This window comes from Kitasatospora sp. NPDC058048, assembly GCF_042885555.1.
Lineage (GTDB): Bacteria > Actinomycetota > Actinomycetes > Streptomycetales > Streptomycetaceae > Kitasatospora > Kitasatospora lactacystinica.
The window spans coordinates 23,333-45,638 of record NZ_JBHVRT010000060.1 but is presented as its reverse complement, the minus strand read 5'-3'; the positions used below and the strand labels follow the sequence as shown (position 1 = coordinate 45,638).

Sequence of the window (22,306 nt, the reverse complement as noted above, 5' to 3'; positions counted from 1 at the left end):
CCCTCCACCCGTGGGTGGAGGGCCCTCGCGCTGCCGGTTCCACCCGTGGTCCACCCCGGCTCCGATCAGCGGGAAGCGCCGGATCCGTAGCGTCGGAGAGGTCAGCAACAAGCCTCTCCCCGGGACGGAGAATTCGATGAGTTCCATCGCCAACATCCTCGTGGTTCTTGCGGTGGTGGTCCTGGTGGTCCAGCGCCAGATGCGCGTCCAGCGCCTGGACACCGAGCGCCGTTTCTGGCTGCTGCCGCTGATCCTGGGCGCGCTCGCGCTGCGCGACCCGCAACTCGTCGACCACCAGCACACCGCGCTCTCCGCCGGGCTGCTGGCCGCCGGACTGGTCGCCGTGCTCGCGATGGGCACGATTTGGGGCTGGACCGTCCGGGTCTGGCGGGCCTCCGACGGCAGCGTCCTGGTCAAGGGCACCAGGGCCACCGTGGCCGCCTGGTGCGGGATGATCGCCGTCCGGATCGGCCTGTACGCGGTCGGTGCGGCCCTGCACGTCCACCAGGCGGGCAGTTCGCTGATGCTGGGCATGGCGCTCCTGCTGCTGGTCCGCTCCCTCGTGGTGAACTGGAGGGCCCGGTCGCTGGAGCCCTCGCGGCCCGCCGCCGCACTGCACTGACCCGCCGCCGTGAGCATCGAGGAGGCCCCGTGGCCGGGTGGTACTGGACCCGCTGGCCGTCCCGGGAAGGGATCGGCCACGAGGACGAGAGCCGGCCGCGGCGGGTCCTGTCCGTGTTCGGCCGGAGCGTCCTGCTGGTCGCCGTCGGCTGGGGGACCTTCTCCGGCGGCAGGTACACCGGCTGGGCGGTGGCGGCCGCGGCGGCCGGGCTGGCCGCGGCCGTCGCCCTCTGCACGGCGTACCTGCGGGTCACCCGGGAGCAGCGCCCGGCGGTCTCGTACCTGCTGGCCGCCGTCCTGGTCGGCGGCGGCTGGCTCGCCGACCAGGGGCTGGCCCACACGCTGGCCGACTTCCTGTGGATCGGGTTGGCCGTGACGGCTCTGATCCGGCTGCCGCCCGCGCCCGCGCTGGTCGTCGCGGCGGCCGCGCTGGGTTCGTACACGGCGGTCTCCCCGGCGGGCTGGCTCGGCAACGCCGCCACCGTCGGGGGCTCCGTCCTGGTCGGCTGCCTGCTGCGGCTGGACATCGAGGCGCGCGGCACCGCCCGTCGGCTGCTCGCCCAGGAGCGGGCCGCCCGGGCCGCCCAGGCGGAGAGCGCGGCGCTCGCCGAACGGGCCAGGATCGCGCGGGAGATCCACGACGTGCTCGCCCACAGCCTCTCCGCGCAGCTCGTCCACCTGGAGGCGGCCCGGCTGATGCTGGACGCCGGGACGGACCGCGAGCAGATCCGCGAACGGGTCGTCGCCGCCCGGCGGATGGCGCAGGACGGGCTGGCCGAGACCCGCCAGGCACTGTCCGCGCTGCGCGGGGAGCTCACCCCGGTCGGGGAGTTCCTGGTCGAGCTGACCGGTCGGGAGCGGGCCGCCCTCAGCGTCACCGGCACGCCCCGCCCGCTCGCCGCCGAGGTCGCCCTCGCGGTGCGGCGCACCGCGCAGGAGGCGATGACCAACGTCCGCAAGCACGCGTCCGGGGCCCGCAGCTCCGTCGAACTGCGCTACCTGGACGGCGCGGTGGAGCTGGAGGTGTGCAACACCCGGCCGTCGCGCGGCCAATCCGCGGGTGAGGCCCCGTCGGAGGAGCTGGCCGCCAGCGGCAGCGGGTACGGTCTGCTGGGAATGCGCGAACGCGCGGAACTGCTCGGGGGCACGCTGCTGGCGGGCCCGCAGGACGGAGGGTGGCGCGTGCTGCTGCGGGTGCCGGCATGAGTGAGCACATGAGTGGTGCGGGGGCGATCAGGGTGGTGGTCGCGGACGACCAGACCGTGGTGCGCGAGGGCATCGTGATGCTGCTGGGGCTGTTGCCCGGTATCGAGGTGGTCGGTGCGGCCGGGGACGGGGAGGAGGCCGTCGCCCTGGTGGAGCGTCATCACCCGGACGTGGTGCTGATGGATCTGCGGATGCCGCGCTGCGACGGGGTCGAGGCGACGAGGCGGATCCGCGCGGCGCACCCGGAGACCGAGGTCGTGGTGCTCACCACCTACGCCGACGACGACTCGCTGTTCCCGGCGCTCCGGGCCGGGGCGCGCGGCTACCTCACCAAGGACGCCGGCGCCGAGGAGATCGCCCGGGCCGTCGCGGACGTCCGCTCGGGTGCCGCCGGGCTCTCCCCGCAGATCCAACTCCGGCTGCTGGAAAGGCTTTCGGGGCAGCCCGGCGACCCCGGGCCGGCTGCCGGGAGGCCCGGAAGCCGGTCGGGGGAGCTGCCCGACGGGCTGACCGTCCGGGAGGCCGAAGTGCTGGCGCTGATCGCCGAGGGGCTGTCCAACGCCGAGATCGCCCAGCGGCTGTTCGTCAGCCAGGCGACCGTGAAGACCCACATCAACAATCTGTTCGCCAAGACCGCGGTGCGGGACCGGGCTCAGGCGGTCGCGTACGCGTTCCGACACGGAATCACTGGGACGCAGCAGTAGTCCGATGAGTGTCTGTCGGATGATCGATCACCTCATCGAGTGAACGTATCTGCGATGGTCAGGGGCGCTCTCCTAGGGCCGCCATCATGGTTCGGGTCAGAACATCCGGCCGTCCAGGAGCAGCAGTGCCACAGCAGCAGACGAGCAGTCCCGGCCCGGGACAGCAATTCGACTGGTGGGCCGCTGCGGCCGCCGGTAACCCCGTTGAGTCCGCCGAGCCATCGGCTGCGCACCGCCGGACGGCGGTACCGGCGCAGTCGGGCCCCGCCCCCACGGACCACGTTCCTACGGCCCGGTCGGCAGAGGCCGCCGTCGGGTCAGTGGCCGTCGGCGCACCGGTCCACGGGGCCGCCGTCGAGCCGTTCGCCCAGAGCATCCCAGCCGATCCGGCGGCCCCGGCCGCACCGCACGCACCACTCGACGAGGAACCGGTCGCCGACCGCACCGAGGTCTACCGGACGGTTCAGGCCAGCGAGACGTTCCTGCAGATCCGCCGCAGCTACCGGACCTTCGTCTTCCCGATCACCGGTGCCTTCCTCGCCTGGTACCTGCTGTACGTCGCCGCCCAGGCGGGTGCCCCCGACCTGATGCGCCGGACGGTGGCAGGCCCGCTCAACGTGGCCTGGCTGCTGGGGCTGCTGCAGTTCGCCTCGACCTTCCTGCTCACCTGGCTCTACGCCCGCAACTCCCGGACCAAGCGCGACCGCGCCGCCCTGGGCCTGCGCTGGGACACCCAGGACCAGCTGCGATGACGCCCCTGCTGGCCACCGTGCCCACCGATGCGGCCAAGGCCGCGGTGCAGACCGCCGTCCGGACCGTGGTGTCGACCGCCACCCCGCCGCCGGTCGCCCCCACCGGCGACCACCACTCGCTCGCCATCGCGCTGTTCGCCGTCGTCGTCCTGGTCACCCTGGGGGTCACCCTCTGGGTCGGCCGCCAGGGCAACGCCGCCGAGGACTTCTTCGCCGGCGGCCGCGACTTCACCCCGCTGCAGAACGGCTTCGCGCTCTCCGGGGACTACCTCTCCGCCGCGTCCTTCCTGGGCGTCGCCGGGCTGATCGCGCTGTACGGCTACGACGGCGTGCTCTACAGCATCGGCTTCCTGGTCGCCTGGCTGGTCGTGCTGATGCTGGTCGCCGAACTCGTCCGCAACGCGGGCCGGTACACCCTCGCCGACGTCCTCGCGCTGCGGCTGCGCCGTCGCAAGGTGCGCGCCGCGGCCGGCGGTGCCAGCGTCGTGGTCACCCTGCTCTACCTGGTGGCCCAGATGGTCGGCGCCGGTTCGCTGGTCGCCCTCCTGCTCGGCACCGGCAGCCCGCACGCCCGCACCTGGACCATCATCGCGGTCGGCGCCCTGATGATCGTCTACGTCACCATCGGCGGGATGCGGGCCACCACCTGGATCCAGATCATCAAGGCCTTCCTGCTGACCGGCGGTTCGGTGCTGCTCACGGTGCTGCTGGTGGTCCGCTTCCACGGGGACCTCGGCGAGCTGATGCGCGAGGCCGCCCAGCACAGCGGCGCCGGGCAGCGCTACCTGGAGCCCGGGCTCAAGTACGGCGGCAGCATCACCAGCCGGCTGGACTTCGTCAGCCTCGGCCTCGGCCTGGTGCTCGGCACCGCGGGCCTGCCGCACATCCTGTCCCGCTTCTACACCGTGCCCACCGCGCGGGCCGCCCGCCGCTCCACGATGTGGGCGATCGGCCTGGTCGGCAGCTTCTACCTGATGGCCATCGTGCTCGGCCTCGGCGCCACCGCGCTGATCGGCTCGGCCGAGGTGCGGCACGCCAACTCGGCCGGGAACACCGCCGTTCCGCTGCTCGCCCTGGTGCTCGGCGGCGGCAACGGCAGTACCGGCGGGGTGGTGCTGTTCGCCCTGATCTCGGCGATCGCCTTCGCCACCATCCTCGCGGTGGTCGCCGGGCTGACCCTGGCCTCCTCGGCGGCCTTCGCCCACGACATCTGGGCCGGCGCCTGGCGCGCCCGGCCGAGCCGCGAACAGCTGAAGAGCCGCGAGCAGTCGAAGAACGGCCGCGGGCGGCGCCGCCGGGGCGAGAGCGTCCCGGCCTCCCGGGCGGCGGAGGAACCGGTCTCCGAGCTCAGTGAGCAGCAGGAGGTGGTGGTCGCCCGGTTCGCCGCCGCCGGGATCGGTGCGACGGCGATCGTGATCAGCCTCTTCGCCCAGCAGCTGAACGTCGCCTTCCTGGTGGGCCTGGCCTTCGCCGTCGCCGCGTCCTCCAACCTGCCGGTGCTGCTGTACAGCCTGTTCTGGTCGCGGTTCACCGCTCGTGGCGCGGTCTGGGCGGTGTACGGCGGGCTGGTCCCGGCGATCGTGCTGGTGTTCTTCTCGCCGGTGGTGTCCGGCTCCCCCGAGGCGCTCTTCCCGGGCCTCGACTTCCACTGGTTCCCGCTGGAGAACCCGGGCATCGTCTCCATCCCGCTGGGCTTCCTGGCCGGCTGGGTCGGGACGGTCACCTCGTCCGAGCCCGCCGATCCGGACCGGTTCGCCGAGCTGGAGGTACGTGCCCTCACCGGTGCGGGCGCGGCCTGAGCCGTCGCGCCCGGGGAACCCCGGCGGGCCTGGGGCCGCCGGGGTTCCCCCCTGTCCGGCCCCGGGCCCGGGACCACGCCCGGCCCCTGTCCGGCCCCGGGCCCGGGAGCACGCCCGGCCCCTGTCCGGCCCCAGGCCCGGGAGCACGCCCGGGACCAGGCCCGGACCCTGTCCGGCGCCCATGCCCTAGGCGCGGGCCGCCAGCCCGTAGCGGTGCTCCGGCCGGCCGGTGTCGCCGTACCGCAGGGTCAGCCGCAGCCGGCTGTCCCGCTCCAGCTGCTTGAGGTAGCGCTGTGCGGTGGAGCGGCTCAGCCCGGTGGCGTCGGCGACCTCCTGGGCGGACAACGGCCGGCCGGCCCGGCGCAACACCCCCATCACCAGGTCCGTGGTGGGCGCCGAGTGGCCCTTGGGGAGCGTTCCGGCCGGGGCGGCGGCGCTGCGCAGGGTCGCGAACAGCCGGTCCACCTCGTCCTGGCCGGCCTCCCGGGCCGGCGCGGCGAGCGCGTGGCGCAGCTGCGCGTACGCCACCAGCTTCTCCCGCAGCCCGGCGAAGGTGAACGGCTTGACCAGGTACTGGAGTGCGCCGTGCTGCATCGCGGCGTGCACCGTCGACACGTCCCGGGCGGCCGTCACCATCATCACGTCGCAGGCGACCTGGCGTTCCCGCAGCCGGCGCACCAGGGCCAGGCCGGTCTCGTCGGGCAGGTGGTGGTCGAGCAGCAGCAGGTCCACCGGGCGGCGCTCCAGGGCGGCCAGCGCCTCCCCGGCCGAGTGCGCGGTGCCGGTCACCCGGAAGCCCGGGACCTTGGCCACGTAGGCGGCGTGCACGTCCGCGACCCGGAAGTCGTCGTCCACCACGAGTACGTCGATCATCACGCCTCCACGAGCCGACTGGTGAGCAGGGCCTCGGGCAGCTCGACGGTGAACCGGGCGCCGCCGAGCGGCCCGGTGTCGAGCACGATCCGGCCGCCGGTCCGCTCGACCAGCCGCCGCACCATCGCCAGCCCCAGCCCGCGCGGACGGTGCGCGGGCGCGTCCTTGCTGGTCCACCCCTCTTCGAAGACCTGCTCGCGCAGCTCCTCCGGCACGCCCGGGCCGCTGTCCGCGACCTGCAGCAGCAGGGTCGCTCCGGCCGCCGCCAGGCTGACCTCCACCCGGCCCCCGCCGCCCGCGGCCAGGGCGTCCACCGCGTTGTCGATCAGGTTGCCGAGCACCGTCACCAGTGCCCGGGCGTCCACCACCGCGTCCGGCAGGTGCGCCGCCGCGGCCAGCGCCAGCAGCACCCCGCGCTCGCCCGCCACCGAGGTCTTGCCCGCCAGCAGTGCCGCCACGTGCGGGTCCTGCACCTGCTCGGCGATCCGCGCGGCGACCACGGCGTGCGAGCCGGACTGCTCCGAGATGAACGCCACCGCCTGCTCGTGGCGGCCCAGTTCCAGCAGGCCCAGCAGGGTGTGCATCCGGTTGGCGTGCTCGTGGTCCTGGGCCCGCAGCGCCTCGGTCAGGCTGCGGGTGGTGTCCAGCTCGCGGACCAGCGACTCCAGCTCGGTGCGGTCCCGCAGGGTGACCACCGCGCCGCCCTCGGGGGTGGTCGTGCGGTTCACCACGAGCACCCGGTCGTCCCGGACGGCCGGCAGGTCGGCGCCGGCGATCCGCCCGGAGAGCACGTCCGCCAGCCGGCCCGGTGGCAGCACCGCGCCGATCGGCCGGCCGGTGCAGTCCTCGGGCAGGCCGAGCAGCCGCAGGGCCTCGTCGTTGGCCAGCCGGATCCGGCCGCGTTCGTCCAGCGCCACCATGCCCTCGCGGATTCCGTGCAGCATCGCCTCCCGTTCCACCAGCAGCGCCGAGATGTCGGCCAGCGCGATGTTGTGGGTGCGGCGCTTGAGCCGGCGGGCCAGGAGGAGGGTGGCGAGCGTGCCGGCGGCCAGGCCGGCGCCCGCGCACAGCAGGATGCCGGTGAGCATCGTCAGCAGCCGGCGGCGGATCGAGTCGTCGCTGATGCCGACCGAGACCTCGCCGACGATCCGGCCGTCCGCCATCCGCAGCGGCACCTTGCCGCGGGCGGTGCGGCCCAGGGTGCCCTGCTGGATGGCGGTGACGCTGCGGCCGCTGAGGGCCGGCTCCGGATCGGTGCTGACCCGCTGGCCGATCCGGCCCGGGTCGGTGTGCGACAGCCGGATGCCGTCCAGGTCGGTGACCACCACGAAACTGGCGCCGGTGGCCAGCCGGATCTGCTCGGCGTTGCGCTGGGCGGCCACCACGTCGCGGCCGGCGGCGGCCCGGGCGATGTTCTCGTCGGTGGCGGTGGCCTGGGCGATCGACAGCGCCCGCTGCATCGCGTCGTGGTCCAGCTCGCTGCTGACCGGGGCCAGGAACAGCCCGGCGGTCACGGCGGTGACACCGACGGTGACGACGGTCTGGCTCAGCAGCAGCTGGGCGAAGACCCGGCGGGGTCCGCGGGGGAGCTTCATCCGGACCTCCTCTCGGCGGCTGCGGGGGATCGGGCGTCCTCGGGGGGCGGTCGGGGCGCCGATGGGTGGGGTCGGGACACCCTATGTTTCCGGGGTGTTTCTGTCAGCCGCGTCCCCGCAGTTGTAGCGGAAGCAAAACGAGCAGAACACCCCTCTATGCGGAGAAGTCGCACTACGCGAAGAAGGCTCCCGCCGGGGCCGGGCCCGCTCCTACCTTTCCGGGGCAGGCAACAGACCCGGGAGGATCGACATGAGCAAGACCCCGGCGATCGAGCTGACCGGCGCGACCAAACGGTTCCGCACCCCCTCCGGGGCGCTGCACACCGCCGTCCGCGATCTCGATCTGACCGTCGCCCAAGGCGAGTTCGTCGCCGTCGTCGGCCCCACCGGCTGCGGCAAGTCCACCACGCTGACGCTGGTCAGCGGTTTGGAGGAGCCCACTGAGGGCGAGGTCCGGGTGTACGGCGAGCCCGTGCGCGGGATCGACCCCAAGGTCGGGTTCGTCTTCCAGCAGGACGCCGTCTTCCCCTGGCGCACCGTCCTGTCCAACGTGATGGCCGGCCCGCGCTTCCGCGGCGTGCCCGCCGCCGAGGCCCGGGAACGGGCCCGGGACTGGCTCGGCCGGGTCGGCCTGGCCGCCTTCGAGGACCGCTACCCGCACCAGCTGTCCGGCGGCATGCGCAAACGCGTCGCGCTCGCCCAGACCTTCGTCAACGACCCGGCGATCCTGCTGATGGACGAGCCGTTCTCGGCGCTGGACGTGCAGACCCGGGCGCTGATGTCGGACCAGCTGCTGGAGCTGTGGGCGGGGACCGGTTCCGCCAGGGACGCGGCGTCGGTCGTCTTCGTCACCCACGACCTGGACGAGGCCATCGCGCTCGCCGACCGGGTCGTCGTCATGACGGCCGGACCGGCCACCGTCAAGGAGATCTTCACCGTCGACCTGCCGCGCCCGCGCAGCGTGGAGGCCGTCCGGCTGGAACCGAGGTTCGTCGAGTTGTACCGCGAGATCTGGGCCTCGCTCGGCGAAGAGGTGCGCATCACCCGGGAGAGAGGAGCGGGTCGTGCCGCTTGAGACCGCATCCGAGTCCGCGTCCGAATCCGGGGCGGAGTCCGTGCCCGGGGCCGGGAAGCCCCCGGCCGTCACGACGAGGACCGAGGCCCGTGAACGGGCCGCCCGCAACCGGAGGCTGGGTGTCTTCGGCGCCCGGGTCGCGGTGCTGGTCGCCTTCCTCGGACTGTGGGAGGTCTGCGCCCGGACGGACGTCATCGACCCGTTCAATTTCTCCCAGCCGTCGAGGATCTGGGACCAGATCTGGCAGTGGACCACCCACGGCACCGCGCAGGGCTCGCTCGGCGAGCAGATCGGCTACACCCTCTACGAGGCCCTCACCGGCTGGGTGATCGGCGTCATCGGCGGTGTGCTGCTGGGCATCGCGCTTGGCCGGGTCCGCTTCCTGGCCGATGTCCTCGGGCCGTACATCAAGGTGCTCAACGCCATCCCGCGGATCGTGCTCGCGCCGATCTTCCTGATCTGGTTCGGCCTGGGCCCGGCGTCCAAGGTCGCCTCCGCGGTGGTGCTGGTGTTCTTCCCGGTGTTCTTCAACGCCTTCCAGGGCGCCCGCGAGGTGGACCGCAACCTCGTCGCCAACGCCCGCATCCTGGGCGCCGACAACCGCAGGGTCACCCTCCAGGTGGTCATCCCCGCCGCCACCACCTGGATCTTCACCAGCCTGCACGTCAGCTTCGGCTTCGCGCTGATCGGCGCCATCGTCGGTGAGTACATCGGCGCCACCAAGGGCCTCGGCCTGCTCGTCGCGGCCGCCCAGGGCACCTTCAACGCGGCCGGCGTCTACGCGGCCATGACCATCCTCGCCGTCGTCGCACTGCTCACCGAGGGACTGCTGACCTTCGCCGAGAAGAAGCTGTTCCGCTGGAAGCCCGCCGACGCGGGCGACGGCCGCTGAACTCCCCCCGTCGTCAGAAGAGAGAGGCACCCCCACCCATGCGCAGACCAGCCGCCGCCGCCCTCGCCGCCGCCCTGCTCCTCCCGCTCTCCGCCTGTGCCAACGACGCCGCCACCGCCGGCCACGGCGCCGTCGCCGCGCCCGCCGGGCAGCAGGTCGACGGACCCAAGGTCAAGATCATGGTCGGTGGCCTGGACAAGGTCATCTACCTGCCCGCGATGCTCACCCAGCGGCTCGGCTACTTCGCCGACGCCGGCGTCAACGTCGAGCTGATGACCGAGCCGGCCGGCGTCAACGCCACCACCGCGCTGCTCGCCGGGGACGTCCAGGGCGCCGTCGGCTTCTACGACCACACCATCGACCTCCAGGCCAAGGGCAAGAAGGTCGAGTCCGTCGTGCAGTTCGCCCAGGCGCCCGGCGAGGTCGAGGTGGTCTCCACCAAGCAGGCCGACGCCATCAGGTCCGGCGCCGACTTCAAGGGGAAGAAGCTCGGCGTCACCAGCATCGGCTCCTCGACCGACTTCCTCACCAAGTACCTCGCGGTCAAGAACGGCACCGCCGTCAGCGAGTTCAGCCCGATCGCGGTCGGCGCCGGCCAGACCTTCATCGCCGCGCTCCAGCAGGGCAGCATCGACGCCGGGATGACCACCGACCCGACCGTCGCGAACATCCTGGACAAGGGCCTCGGCAAGGTCCTGTACGACATGCGCACCCCCGAGGGCTCGCGCGAGGCCCTCGGCGGGCTGTACCCGTCCTCGTCGCTGTACATGAACACCGACTGGGTGGAGAAGAACAAGGACACCACCCAGAAGCTCGCCAACGCCTTCGTGAAGACCCTCAAGTGGATGTCCGGCCACACCCCCGAGGAGATCGCCGCGAAGATGCCCGCCGACTACGCGCAGGGCGGCGCCGAGCAGTACGCGGCGGCGATCAAGGCGACGCTGCCGATGTTCACCACGGACGGCGTGATGCCGGCCGACGGGCCGAAGACGGTGCTCTCGGTGCTCGCCGCGTTCCACCCGGACGTCAAGGGCAAGGAGGGGACGATCGACCTGGCGAAGACGTACACCACGGAGTTCGTCGCCAAGGCGGCCGGCTGACGCTCCGCCGCAGTGGTCCCGCGCTCACCCCCACGGGCGCGGGGCCGCCGCGTATCAGACCCCCCGTACGGACAGCACGTCCATCCGCGAGGGCGTCCCCGCCGCCTTGCCGCAGCTCTCCGGGCGGGCCGGCTCGCTGGCCGCCTCGATCACGTCCACCTCCCAGGACCGCCCGTCCCGGTGCAGCACCGTCACCAGCCAGCGGCCCCCGCCGTCCGGCCGCTGGGTGAGCGTCAGCACGTCCACCCCGGTCTCGCCGGTGGCCAGCCGCACCGCGTGCTCGGCCGCCTGGCCCGGACGCTCCCAACCCGAGCAGCCCCGCGACCACTCCGGCACCACGTGCCCGGCCGCCGTCGCCGCCAGCACCTCCTTGGCCGTCTCCGGCGTCAGCCGCCCGTACGCGTAGCCGTACGGCAGCACCAGCATCGTGGGGGAGAAGCGGTGCCCGCCCAGGTGGGTCACCTCCCACACCTCGCTGTGCCCGGCCGCCGCCAGCTCCGCCGCGAGCGGCCGGCCCAGCAGGGCGCAGCAGCGGTCGCGCCGCCCGTTGGTGCACACCAGGGCCACCGGGCCGCCGACGTGCTCCGTTCCGAAGCCGGTGTGGTCACCGGCGCCCAGCGCCGCGAAGTCCAGCTCCAGCAGCTCCGCCGGATCCGCCACCCCCGCCCGGCGCACCCAGCCGCGGCCGGGCACCGTGTGCGCCACGAGCACCTCGTGGCGTGCGGTCGGCAGGCAGTCGGCGTGCCGACCGGGCCGTCGGATCAGGGCCACCCGCACGCCCGTTCCCGCCGCGGCCGCCTCCAGCGCCCGCCCGACCGCCGCGTCCAGGTGGCTCTCACCCAGCGCCTTCGCGCCCCACGGCCCGTTCTGCTCCACCAGCAGCCAGGTGGTCGCCACCGCCGCCGTCGCTGCCAGCGGCTCCGAAAGTTCACGCGACACGGTCGCACAGGTGCTCACCCCGGCAAGGCTACCCTCACCTGATCACCCGCACCCGGCTCACCCGAACGCGGCCCTCACCCGCTGCGCCACCTCCTCGTCCACCGTGTCGTACAGCGGCTCGGAGACGGTCGGGAGGTCGGCGAACTCCAGGTGGATGCTGCGGGCGACATCGGCGAACAGCTCCGAGTAGAGCACCCAGTCCTCGGGGCACGGGGTGCTCAACTCCAGCGAGAGCAGCTGGGACTCGTTCGGCAGCGGCAGGTGCACCTGGATCACCGAGGTGGTCAGCACCCCGTCGGCGAGCGGGACCGCCAGGCCGTCCAGCGGGGTCGATCCGTCGTCGACCGGGGTCGCCACGGCGTCGATCACCGCCACCGCCCGTCCGGCCGGCAGCTCGATCGCCGTCACCTCCGCCTCCGGGCGGGACAGGGCCAGGCGGGTGAGCAGGAAGTCCACCGCGCCCGGGTAGTCGGTCCCGGCCAGGGGGCACACCGAGGCCGTGATCGACGCCGTGCTGGGGCGCCCGTCCACGTCCACCAGGCACATCCCGGCGTGGATCACCCCGGCCTCGGCCATCGGCGGGATCAGCTCGGCCAGCGCCACGGCCCAGCGCACCCGCATCTCCTCGGGATGGGAGGCGAGCACCTCGCAGACCAGCTCCCAGAGCTCCTCGGCCACCTGGTCGTCGGTGCCCAGCACCGGGACCTCGTGGAAGGCGGGCGGGACGACGAAGCGGATCTGGAGCCGGGTGTCCTCGGTGACTGTCGGAATGTCGGACATCGGGCCCTCCACGGAGGTCATGAGGGCTTGCGGATCCGGTTGCGGACGTCCAGCCAGGACGGCGGGACGGGGACCGGGACGCCGTACGCGCGGGCCTCGATCAGCAGGTCGAGGTAGGCGGCGGCCCGGTCGCGCAGGCCGGAGCGGTGCCAGGTCCAGTGCGTCTTCAGAGCGGGGAGGGCGGCGAGCGCACAGGTGGCCACCAGGCCGCCGATGACGAGGATGGACTGCCGACGCTGCTCGGAGTAGGTGAAGTCCGAGCCGAGAACACCGACCATTACGGCCACGACGAGGACCAGGGCGAAGATTTTGCTCCACGTCGATCTCCGGCGGACGGTGCGCTTCTGCGCGGTGAGCAGCCCCCGGACCGCCTGTTCGTCCAGGAAGTCGACACCGTACGGAGCACCGAGTTCACGGGCCCGGCCGGCCAGTGCCCAGTGCTGTTCGAGCGCGGCCGGAGGCAGCACCGGGAACTTGGGGTCGATCACGGCGCCGGCCGGCCACCACGAGCCGGGCTGTGCAGCGACAGCGGGTGGGGGAGGCGGGGAGCCGTACGGGACCGGACCGGTGGGGTGTGGGGTCGGGGCGGCCGGTGGCTGCGGAGCGGCCCGGGTACCTTCCTCCCACACGGCCCGATCGGCATCGGCTCCCCACTCGGCGGGAATCCGGACCGTCAGCCCCGCGCGCCTGGCGTGGTTCAGCAGACCGATGTACGCGGTGAAGTGCACCGAGGCGGTCTGCTTGCTGGAGCTGCGGCCCGCGCCCCGCAGCCAGACCGCGATTCCGGCCGGAATCCCCAGGATCGCCGCTGCCCAGTTGCCGGTGACCAAGGAGACCACGATGCCACCGAGGACGAGGAGACCCGCGGCTTCGTCGTGCCAGTCCTGCTGATCCCGCTTCCGCAGGTGCTTGATCACCACGTTGCGGGCCACGTCGTCGTTCAACAGGGTGACCCCGTAGAGCGTTTCGGCCCGCCGCGCCGCCTCGGCCACCTCGGGCACGGCGGCGAGCTGTCCGCCCGGAACCGGCAGCGTCACATGGAGGTCCTTGACCATGAGCTGCTCCTCTCTCAGCCGACGGCGTTCAGGAACGGTGCGGACGCCGGCCGGTACGCGGGCTTCGGAAGCGGTCCCGGGGCCTCGACGTAGGACTCCCGGGCCTTCTCCTTCTTCTCGTCCTGGTAGAAGCCGTAGGCAAGTCCGTTCGCCTTGTTCGTGATGGTGACCGCGCGGGGATCCACTTCGACGCCTGCCTTCTTGAGCCCGCCGACGATGGCCTTGGTCGATATCGGGTTCACGGTCTTCTCGAACAGGCCTGCGCCGGCGGCCGAGGTGCGCTCGGCAGCGCCGGCTCCCTCGGCGGCCACCGACGTCCTGATGTTCTTGATCGGGGCCCGGACCACCTTGTTGACGACGCCCACGCCCTGAACTTTCGTGATCGACTTTCCGGCGGTGGCGAAGCCCTTGATGGCGCCGACACCGGGGATCACCCCGAGCCCGTCCATTCCGATCTTCAGCCAGGAGACGTCCTGTCCGCGGGACTTGGCGATGCCGTGCCCGGCCATCGCGGCCGCACTGGTCAGCATGGCCGCGGCGCCCAGGATCGGGCCGGCCCCGGGGATCACCAGGGCCGCGATCGCCAGTCCGGCCGAAATCTTGGACAGGTCGTCGGCGTGCTCGGCCAGGAAGTCCAGCGACTTCTGCCAGGCGTGCTCCACCTTGTCCAGCATCCGCTTGAGGAAGCTCGGGTCCGGCGGGTGGTGGCGGGACGCCTCCATGATCGCCTTGGCGGCCGCCTCGGCCTTGTTCTTGTGGTCGGACAGCTGCTTGCGGCCGTTGGCGATCACCTCGTCGAGCTGGTGCACGAGCTGCTGCTGGGCCTGGAGTTTGGCCTCGAAGTCGGCCTTGGCCTTCGTCTGGGCGGCCGCGTCGGTGGACTGTGCGGAGGCGTCGAGGGCCTTTCCCGCGGTGTCGCACTGGACGTTCATGTCGCCCAGTCGGGAGCGCAGTTCGACGGCCTGGGCCTCCATGGTCCGGCCGGTGGAGAGCAGTCCGGTGAGCTGGGTGTGCCAGGCCTTGAGGGCCCGGGAGCAGGCGGCCATCGATTCGTGGCCCTGGGTGAGGTACTTGGGCAGTTCGCCCAGTTTGCCGGCGAAGTTGCGGGCCGCCTCGCCCTGCCAGGCGCTGCCCTCGGAGCCGAGGTCGGCGAGCGCGTGGCGCAGTTCCTCCAGTTCGCGGGCGACGGCGTCGACGTCCGCGTACATCTTGGCGATGGCCGGGAGGTCCCCCGGGGCCGGGCAGAAGCCGAGGCCCGGCCAGTTCTTGTCACTCATGGTGGAAGTCAGTCCCCTGGGTGTTGGCTCAGGTCGCGCCGAGGCCCTTGGCGGTGCCCTGCTCGTTGTCCCCGTAGTTTTTGAGCGAGGCGTCCAGGCCCTCGCGCAGGCCGTGGGCGAGCTTGGCCATCCGGCCGATCCCGCCGTGCCAGTGGTCCTCGAAGCCCTTGCAGGCCGAGTCGAGCCGCTCGGTGCCCAACTGCTTGCCCTTTCCGAGGTTTTCGAGGCTCTTGGCGACCGCCCCCATGCGGTTGCCGCATTCGTCGAGCTGTTTGGACACCGTTCTCATCCGGCCCATGTCGATCTTGAATTCTTCGGCCAACTCCCCGTCCCCCCAAAGCTTGTGGCGCGATATGGAGCACCTGTTCGGTGAACCTAACCCATGGGTGGGCAAAGTTCGGGCCATGCCCGGGAATTGGAGATCGCCCTTCCGCATTCCCGGTCGGACGGGCACGAAAAAGCGGAGGGGCACCGGATGATCTCCGGTGCCCCTCCGCTCGTACGGGTGCCGCTACGCCGGGCCGGCGACCACCGCGATCGGGGTGGTGACCGGGGTGCCGGAGCCGTCGCGGCGCGGGTCGCGCTCGGGCAGGTCGACCGGGGCGCCCTTGGCGGTGGCGGCGCGGGCCGGGGCGGCGCCGGCCCAGGCGAAGGTCAGGGCCTCCTCGCCGCGCAGGAAGCGCTGGCAGCGCACGCCGCCGGTGGCGCGGCCCTTGCGCGGGTACTGCTCGAACGGGGTGACCTTCCAGCTCGTCTGCTCGCCGTCGGACAGCGTGCCCGTGGCCGTGGCCACCGAGACCACCACCGCGTCCGCCGCCGGGTCCACCGCCGTGAAGGACAGCACCCGCGCGCCGTCCGACAGCTTGATGCCCGCCATGCCGCCCGCCGGGCGGCCCTGCGGACGCACCTGGCCCGCCGGGTAGCGCAGCAGCTGGGCGTCCGAGGCGATGAAGACCAGGTCCTCCTCGCCGGTGCGCAGTTCGACCGCGCCCACCAGCTCGTCACCCTCCTTGAGGGCGATCACCTCGAACTCGTCCTTGTTCGCCGGCCACTCCGGCACCACCCGCTTCACCACGCCCTGCAGCGTGCCCAGCGCCAGCCCCGGCGAGGACTCGTCGAGGGTGGTCAGCGCCAGCGCCCGCTCCCCGTCCTCCAGCCGCAGGAACTCGCCCACCGCGGCCCCGCCCGCCAGCGTCGGCGACGGCGTCGGCGGCAGGGCCGGCAGGTCGATCACCGGCAGCCTCAGCACCCGGCCCGCGGACGTCACCACGCCGATGTCCGCCCGGGCCGTCGCGTGCACCGCCGACACGATCACATCGTGCTTCGCCCGCTTCTCCGACACCTCGAACGGCTCGCCGTCCGCCGTCCGTGCCAGCAGACCGGTCGACGACAGCAGGACCCGGCACGGGTCGTCCGCGACCTCCAGCGGCACCGCCAGAGCCGCCGAGGGCACCGCCCCCGCCTCCAGCAGCACCGTGCGCCGCTCGGTGCCGAACTGCTTCGACACCGCGCCCAGTTCGGACGACACCACGCTGCGCAGCTTGGTGTCCGACTCCAGGATCTCGGTCAGGTCCGCGATCTCCGAGGTCAGCTTCGCCTTCTCCTGCTCCAGCTCGACCCGGTCGAAGCGGGTCAGCCGGCGCAGCGGGGTGTCCAGGATGTACGCGGTCTGCGTCTCCGACAGCGAGAAGCGCTCCATCAGGCGCTCCTTCGCCTGCTGCGCGTTGTCACTCGACCGGATGATCGCGATGACCTCGTCGATGTCGACCAGGGCCACCAGCAGGCCCTCGACCAGGTGCAGCCGCTCCTCGCGCTTGCGGCGGCGGAAGTCGCTGCGCCGGCGCACCACGGTGAAGCGGTGGTCGACGTAGACCTCCAGCAGTTCCTTCAGTCCCAGCGTCAGCGGCTGGCCGTCCACCAGCGCCACGTTGTTGATGCCGAAGGTCTCCTCCATCGGCGTCAGCTTGTACAGCTGCTCCAGCAGCGCCTCCGGCACGAAGCCGTTCTTCACCTCGATGACCAGCCGCAGTCCGTGCTCGCGGTCGGTCAGGTCCTTGACGTCCGCGATGCCCTGGAGCTTCTTCGCGTTGACCAGGTCCTTGATCTTCGAGATGACCTTCTCCGGGCCGACGTTGTACGGCAGCTCGGTGACCACGATGCCCTTGCGGCGGGCCGTCACCGCCTCCACCGTCGTCGTCGCCCGGATCTTGAACGTGCCGCGGCCCGACTCGTACGCGTCCCGGATGCCCGACAGGCCCACGATCCGCCCGCCCGTCGGCAGGTCCGGACCGGGCACGAAGCGCATCAGCGTGTCCAGGTCGGCGCTCGGGTGCTTGATCAGGTGCCGGGCCGCGGCCACCACCTCGGAGAGGTTGTGCGGCGGCATGTTCGTCGCCATGCCGACCGCGATGCCCGTCGCGCCGTTCACCAGCAGGTTCGGGAACGCGGCCGGCAGCGCCAGCGGCTCCTGCTCGCTGCCGTCGTAGTTCGGGCCGAAGTCGACGGTGTCCTCGTGGATCGACTCCACCATCGCCATCGAGGCGGCCGTCAGCCGCGACTCGGTGTAGCGCATCGCGGCCGGCGGGTCGTCGTTGCCCAGCGAACCGAAGTTGCCGTGGCCGTCGATCAGCGGCAGCCGCATCGAGAACGGCTGCGCCATGCGCACCACGGAGTCGTAGATGGACGCGTCACCGTGCGGGTGCAGCCGGCCCATCACCTCGCCCACCACGCGCGCGCACTTCACGTGCGCGCGCTCGGGGCGCAGGCCCATCTCGTTGGCCTGGTACAGGATCCGGCGGTGCACCGGCTTCAGGCCGTCCCGTGCGTCGGGCAGCGCACGCGAGTAGATCACCGAGTAGGCGTACTCCAGGAAGGAGCCCTGCATCTCGTCCACGACGTCGACGTCGAGGATCCGCTCCTCGAAGTCTCCGGGCGGCGGGGTCTGCGAACTGCGGCGGGCCATCGCGGCGGGGCTCCCTTACGTGTCGCTGGCTGTGTCTCGGTAGGTCGTCGGTCGGTCGCCGAACGCCCGGGGGCGGTCGTCGGCCGTCTCCGCACCGTCCCGCCGCCGGACCCGTCAACCGGGTGCCGCCGACAGGGCGCGGCGCCCCCATTGTGGACCCTCTCGCCGACACTCCCGGTCAGCGGCCCTCTTCCGCCCCTGGCGAACGGCCCCGTCCGCGCGGACACGAACACGGCTCCCGCACGTTGCACCACAATGGGGGACGCCACACGAACCCCGACATCGACGACGGGAAGGACCCGAGCGCATGGCCAACCCGGCCCCCGCCTCCAGCCGAGGCATCGCCATCACCGAGCACCGCCTGGCCAACGGCCTGCGCGTCGTCCTCTCCGAGGACCACCTGACCCCGGTCGCCGCCGTCTGCCTCTGGTACGACGTCGGCTCCCGCCACGAGGTCAAGGGCCGCACCGGCCTCGCCCACCTCTTCGAGCACCTGATGTTCCAGGGCTCGGCCAACGTCTCCAACAACGGGCACTTCGAGCTCGTCCAGGGCGCCGGCGGCTCGCTCAACGGCACCACCAGCTTCGAGCGCACCAACTACTTCGAGACCATGCCCGCCCACCAGCTGGAGCTCGCCCTCTGGCTGGAGGCCGACCGGATGGGCTCGCTGCTCGCCGCGCTCGACGAGACGTCCATGGAGAACCAGCGCGACGTCGTCAAGAACGAGCGCCGCCAGCGCTACGACAACGTCCCGTACGGCACCGCCTTCGAGAAGCTCACCGCGCTCTCGTTCCCCGACGGCCACCCGTACCACCACACGCCGATCGGCTCCATGGCCGACCTCGACGCGGCCACCCTGGAGGACGCCCGCACGTTCTTCCGGACGTACTACGCGCCCAACAACGCCGTCCTGTCCATCGTCGGCGACATCGACCCCGAGCAGACCGTCGCCTGGGTCGAGAAGTACTTCGGCTCCATCCCCGCGCACGACGGCAAGCAGCCCCCGCGCTCGGGCGAACTCCCCGAGACCATCGGGCGGGAGATCCGCGAGGAGATCCACGAGGACGTCCCCTCGCGCGCCCTGATGGCGGCCTACCGCCTCCCGCACGACGGCACCCGCGAGGCCGACGCCGCCGACCTCGCCCTCACCATCCTCGGCAGCGGCGAGTCCAGCCGCCTCTACAACCGGCTGGTCCGCCGCGACCGCACCGCCGTCGCCGCCGGCTTCGGCCTGCTGCGGCTGGCCGGCGCCCCCAGCCTCGGCTGGCTCGACGTCAAGACCTCCGGCGACGCCACCGTCGAGCGGATCGGCACCGCCGTCGACGAGGAGCTCGCCCGCTTCGCCGCCGAGGGCCCCACCGCCGAGGAACTCGAACGCGCCCAGGCCCAGATCGAGCGCGAGTGGCTCGACCGGCTCACCACCGTCGCCGGCCGGGCCGACGAACTGTGCCGCTACGCCGTCCTGTTCGGCGACCCCAAGCTGCTCAACGACGCCCTCCCCAAGGTCCTCGACGTCACCGCCGAAGAGGTCCAGGCCGTCGCCAAGGCCCGGCTCCACCCCGACAACCGGGCCGTCCTCGCCTACGAGCCGACCGCCGCCGCCGAGACCGACGCCGACTCCGACGCCGCTTCCGAAGAGGAGGGTGCCGCCGTATGAGCACCGACTTCGTCCCCGCCATGACCTTCCACCCGCAGCCCCGGCCGGGCACGCCCAGCCCCTGGGACTTCCCCGCCCCCGAGCGGGCCGCCCTCGGCAACGGCATCACCGTCCTGCACTGCCACCGGCCCGGCCAGCAGCTGGTCGCCGTCGAGGTCCTGCTCGACGTCCCGCTCGCGGCCGAGCCCGAGGGCCTCGACGGCATCTCCGGGATCCTCGCCCGGGCCTTCAGCGAGGGCACCGACAGCCTCAGCGCCGAGGAGTTCGCCGCCGAGCTGGAGCGCGCCGGCGCCACCCTGGACGCGCACGCCGACCACCCGTGCATCCGGATCTCCCTGGAGGTGCCCGCCTCCCGGCTCCAGCGCGGCCTGTCCCTGCTGGCCGACGCCCTGCGCGCCCCCGCGCTGCCCGAGGCGGAGATCGAGCGGCTGGTCGCCAACCGCCTGGACGAGATCGTCCACGAGCAGGCCAACCCCGCCCGGCGCGCCGCCAAGGCCCTGTACGCCGAGCTCTTCGACGCCGCCGACCGGCTCTCCCGGCCCCGCGCCGGCACCGCCGACACCGTCAAGTCGATCGACCGCGCCGCCGTCAAGGCCTTCTACGACGCCCACGTGCGCCCCGCGACCGGCACCGTCGTGGTGGTCGGCGACCTCACCGGGGTGGACCTGCCGGCGCTGCTGGAGAGCACCCTCGGCACCTGGACCGGGACGGCCGCCGAGCCGTCCGTCCACGCCCCGGTCACCGGCGACGACCGCGGCCGCGTCGTCATCGTGGACCGCCCCGGCTCCGTCCAGACCCAGCTGCTCATCGGCCGGATCGGGCCCGACCGCCACGACCCGGTCTGGGCCGCCCAGACCCTCGGCACCTACTGCCTCGGCGGCACCCTCACCTCCCGCCTCGACCGCGTCCTGCGCGAGGAGAAGGGCTACACCTACGGCGTGCGCGCCTTCGCCCAGCCGCTGCGCTCGGCCGCCGACGGCAGCGGGCGCGCGATGCTCGCCATCAGCGGCTCGGTGGACACCGCCTCCACCGCCCCCGCGCTGGCCGACACCTGGACCATCCTGCGCACCCTCGCCGCCGAGGGCCTCACCGACGCCGAGCGCGACGAGGCCGTGCAGTTCCTGGTCGGCGTCGCCCCGCTGAAGTACGAGACCGCGGGCTCGGTCGCCGGCACGCTGGCGGACCAGGTCGAGCAGTACCTGCCGGACGACTACCAGGCCGAGGTCTACCGGCAGCTCGCCGAGCTGCGCACCGCCGCCGCCACCGAGGCGGTCGTCGCGGCCTTCCCGCCGGACCGGCTGGTCACCGTCCTGGTCGGCGACGCCGCCGTGATCGCCGACGACGTGCGGGTGCTCGGCATCGGCGAGGTCACCGTCGTCAGCTGACGCCCTTCGCCGTTCCGTCCGGCCCGGTGGAGCACCCGCTCCGCCGGGCCGGACGCGTCTTTAAATCCATTGCGGGCCGCACCCGTTCCGTGGATAGATGTTCCCCGGCGCACAGCACGTGCGAACCGCACCGCGACTGCGGACCGCGAACTGCGAACCGTGTACCGCGCACTGCGACGAAGGAAGGGAGGCGGTCACCATGCGGGTCGAGCAAGCCATACGACGCTCCCCGAGGCCGTATTCCCCCTGCACCGTCGCCCAGGGCGTCTGAGCCCCACCCCTGAACTTCCCCGAGCCGCACCGGGATTCCTCGCGCGGCACCATATTCCCCGAACCACCCGGCCCCTGGAGGTCGTTCACCCATGTCGTACACCGAGGTACCCGGCGTCCGCGTCCCGATCCGGATGTGGACCGACCCGGCCACCGTCGAGGGCCAGGCCCTCCAGCAGCTGCGCAACATCAGCTCCCTGCCGTGGCTGCACGGCCTCGCCGTGATGCCCGACGTCCACCTGGGCAAGGGCGCGACGGTCGGTTCCGTCATCGCCATGAAGGACGCGGTCTGCCCGGCGGCGGTCGGCGTCGACATCGGCTGCGGGATGAGCGCGGTGAAGACCTCGCTCACCGCCGCCGACCTCCCGGACGACCTCTCCGTCCTGCGCCGCGAGATCGAGCGGGCCATCCCGGTCGGCCGCGGCCTGCACGCCGACCCGGTCGACCCGGCCAAGCTGTACGGCTTCCGCGCGGCGGGCTGGGACGACTTCTGGCAGCGCTTCGACGGCATCGCGGAGGACGTCAAGTGGCGCCGCGAGCGGGCGATGCAGCAGATGGCGACGCTCGGTGGAGGAAATCACTTCATAGAACTGTGTGTTGATACGACCGATGCGGTCTGGCTGATGCTGCACTCCGGATCGCGCAACATCGGCAAGGAACTGGCCGAGCACCACATGGGCGTCGCCCGCGCGCTGCCGCACAACCAGGGCCTGATCGACCGGGACCTGGCCGTCTTCCTGGCGAAGACCCCGGAGATGGCCGCCTACCGCCAGGACCTGTTCTGGGCGCAGGAGTACGCCAAGCACAACCGCGCGGTCATGATGGCGCTCTTCCAGGACGTCGTCCGGCGCGAGTTCACCAAGGCGGAGGTCACCTTCGACGAGGTCATCAGCTGCCACCACAACTACGTGGCGGAGGAGCGGTACGACGGCGTCGACCTGCTGGTGACCCGCAAGGGCGCGATCCGGGCCGGCTCCGGCGACCTCGGAATCATCCCCGGCTCGATGGGGACGGGGTCCTACATCGTCCGCGGTCTGGGCAACGCGTCGTCGTTCAACTCCGCCTCGCACGGCGCCGGCCGCAAGATGAGCCGCACCGCGGCGAAGAAGCGGTTCACCGCCCAGGACCTGGCCGAGCAGACCAAGGGCGTGGAGTGCCGCAAGGACGGCGGCGTGGTGGACGAGATCCCGGGCGCCTACAAGAACATCGAGAAGGTCATCGAGCAGCAGAAGGACCTCGTCGAGGTGGTCGCGCACCTCAAGCAGGTCGTCTGCGTCAAGGGCTGACCGAAAGCCGATCGGGGTGCCGCCACGATGTGGCGGCCCCCCCGGGGGGGGGGGGCTGCGAGGCGGAGGGCGCCGGGG

Annotated in this window: 19 protein-coding genes; 11 read left to right on the top strand and 8 right to left on the bottom strand. The window is 72.5% G+C overall.

The features are described from left to right. Positions 1-136 precede the first annotated feature (136 nt). From ACFVVA_RS39135 to ACFVVA_RS39115, 5 genes are all read left to right on the top strand, one after another. Positions 137-622, top strand: coding sequence for a DUF1453 domain-containing protein (locus ACFVVA_RS39135; RefSeq protein ID WP_387695456.1), 486 nt, complete (start codon positions 137-139; stop codon positions 620-622). A gap of 29 nt (positions 623-651) precedes the next feature. Further along, positions 652-1,827: a sensor histidine kinase gene (locus ACFVVA_RS39130; protein ID WP_387695455.1), complete on the top strand. Its 1,176-nt coding sequence runs from the start codon at positions 652-654 to the stop codon at positions 1,825-1,827. Continuing rightward, the gene (locus tag ACFVVA_RS39125; RefSeq protein WP_387695454.1) at positions 1,824-2,531 is read left to right on the top strand and encodes a response regulator; all 708 of its coding nucleotides are present in this window, start codon (positions 1,824-1,826) and stop codon (positions 2,529-2,531) included. Before ACFVVA_RS39130 ends, ACFVVA_RS39125 begins: the two co-directional genes overlap by 4 nt. 320 nt (positions 2,532-2,851) lie before the next feature. Continuing rightward, a complete protein-coding gene (locus tag ACFVVA_RS39120; RefSeq protein ID WP_359912610.1) occupies positions 2,852-3,283 on the top strand; it encodes a DUF485 domain-containing protein in 432 nt (143 codons plus the stop codon). Continuing rightward, on the top strand, positions 3,280-5,082 hold the full coding sequence (locus ACFVVA_RS39115) for a cation acetate symporter (RefSeq protein ID WP_387695453.1): 1,803 nt from the start codon (positions 3,280-3,282) through the stop codon (positions 5,080-5,082). The genes ACFVVA_RS39120 and ACFVVA_RS39115 overlap by 4 nt, the downstream gene beginning before the upstream one ends. Positions 5,083-5,268: 186 nt before the next feature. Here ACFVVA_RS39115 and ACFVVA_RS39110 read toward each other — a convergent pair whose 3' ends face one another. Continuing rightward, complete coding sequence (locus ACFVVA_RS39110) at positions 5,269-5,955, bottom strand: response regulator (protein WP_359912604.1); 687 nt, start codon at positions 5,953-5,955, stop codon at positions 5,269-5,271. Next, positions 5,955-7,550, bottom strand: coding sequence for an ATP-binding protein (locus ACFVVA_RS39105; protein ID WP_387695452.1), 1,596 nt, complete (start codon positions 7,548-7,550; stop codon positions 5,955-5,957). The genes ACFVVA_RS39110 and ACFVVA_RS39105 overlap by 1 nt, the downstream gene beginning before the upstream one ends. Positions 7,551-7,800: 250 nt before the next feature. On the opposite strand from ACFVVA_RS39105, the gene ACFVVA_RS39100 reads away from it, so the two are divergent. From ACFVVA_RS39100 to ACFVVA_RS39090, 3 genes are read left to right on the top strand one after another with little or no spacing between them, the layout of a single operon-like run. Next, positions 7,801-8,625, top strand: a complete 825-nt coding sequence (locus ACFVVA_RS39100) for an ABC transporter ATP-binding protein (RefSeq protein ID WP_387695451.1) — start codon at positions 7,801-7,803, stop codon at positions 8,623-8,625. A gap of 40 nt (positions 8,626-8,665) precedes the next feature. Beyond that, a complete protein-coding gene (locus ACFVVA_RS39095) occupies positions 8,666-9,517 on the top strand; it encodes an ABC transporter permease (RefSeq protein WP_387695459.1) in 852 nt (283 codons plus the stop codon). Positions 9,518-9,555: 38 nt separating this feature from the next. Beyond that, a complete protein-coding gene (locus ACFVVA_RS39090) occupies positions 9,556-10,617 on the top strand; it encodes an ABC transporter substrate-binding protein (RefSeq protein WP_387695450.1) in 1,062 nt (353 codons plus the stop codon). Positions 10,618-10,671: 54 nt separating this feature from the next. Here ACFVVA_RS39090 and ACFVVA_RS39085 read toward each other — a convergent pair whose 3' ends face one another. The 6 genes from ACFVVA_RS39085 to ACFVVA_RS39060 all read right to left on the bottom strand — a co-directional run bounded on the left by ACFVVA_RS39085 (position 10,672) and on the right by ACFVVA_RS39060 (position 17,630). After that, a complete protein-coding gene (locus ACFVVA_RS39085; protein WP_359912592.1) occupies positions 10,672-11,574 on the bottom strand; it encodes a sucrase ferredoxin in 903 nt (300 codons plus the stop codon). A 39-nt stretch (positions 11,575-11,613) separates the two neighbouring features. Next, a complete protein-coding gene (locus ACFVVA_RS39080) occupies positions 11,614-12,336 on the bottom strand; it encodes a hypothetical protein (RefSeq protein WP_387695449.1) in 723 nt (240 codons plus the stop codon). Between the two features lie 17 nt (positions 12,337-12,353). Continuing rightward, on the bottom strand, positions 12,354-13,391 hold the full coding sequence (locus tag ACFVVA_RS39075) for a hypothetical protein (RefSeq protein ID WP_387695448.1): 1,038 nt from the start codon (positions 13,389-13,391) through the stop codon (positions 12,354-12,356). A 14-nt stretch (positions 13,392-13,405) separates the two neighbouring features. Then, positions 13,406-14,668 carry a WXG100 family type VII secretion target gene (locus ACFVVA_RS39070; protein WP_387695447.1) on the bottom strand — a complete coding sequence of 421 codons (1,263 nt, stop codon included), beginning with the start codon at positions 14,666-14,668 and terminating at the stop codon, positions 13,406-13,408. A gap of 28 nt (positions 14,669-14,696) precedes the next feature. Then, positions 14,697-14,990, bottom strand: coding sequence for a hypothetical protein (locus tag ACFVVA_RS39065; RefSeq protein WP_359912580.1), 294 nt, complete (start codon positions 14,988-14,990; stop codon positions 14,697-14,699). Between the two features lie 189 nt (positions 14,991-15,179). Beyond that, the gene (locus tag ACFVVA_RS39060) at positions 15,180-17,630 is read right to left on the bottom strand and encodes a DNA topoisomerase (ATP-hydrolyzing) subunit A (RefSeq protein WP_387695446.1); all 2,451 of its coding nucleotides are present in this window, start codon (positions 17,628-17,630) and stop codon (positions 15,180-15,182) included. A 307-nt stretch (positions 17,631-17,937) separates the two neighbouring features. Here ACFVVA_RS39060 and ACFVVA_RS39055 point away from each other — a divergent pair, with 307 nt between their 5' ends. The 3 genes from ACFVVA_RS39055 (at position 17,938) to ACFVVA_RS39045 (ending at position 22,228) form a co-directional block, all read left to right on the top strand. After that, a complete protein-coding gene (locus ACFVVA_RS39055) occupies positions 17,938-19,287 on the top strand; it encodes a pitrilysin family protein (protein ID WP_359912575.1) in 1,350 nt (449 codons plus the stop codon). 20 nt (positions 19,288-19,307) lie between these two features. Then, positions 19,308-20,672, top strand: a complete 1,365-nt coding sequence (locus ACFVVA_RS39050) for a M16 family metallopeptidase (RefSeq protein ID WP_387695458.1) — start codon at positions 19,308-19,310, stop codon at positions 20,670-20,672. A 362-nt stretch (positions 20,673-21,034) separates the two neighbouring features. Next, entirely contained in the window at positions 21,035-22,228 is a 1,194-nt protein-coding gene (locus tag ACFVVA_RS39045) for an RtcB family protein (protein ID WP_387695444.1), read from the top strand. The last annotated feature ends 78 nt before the right edge of the window (positions 22,229-22,306 follow it).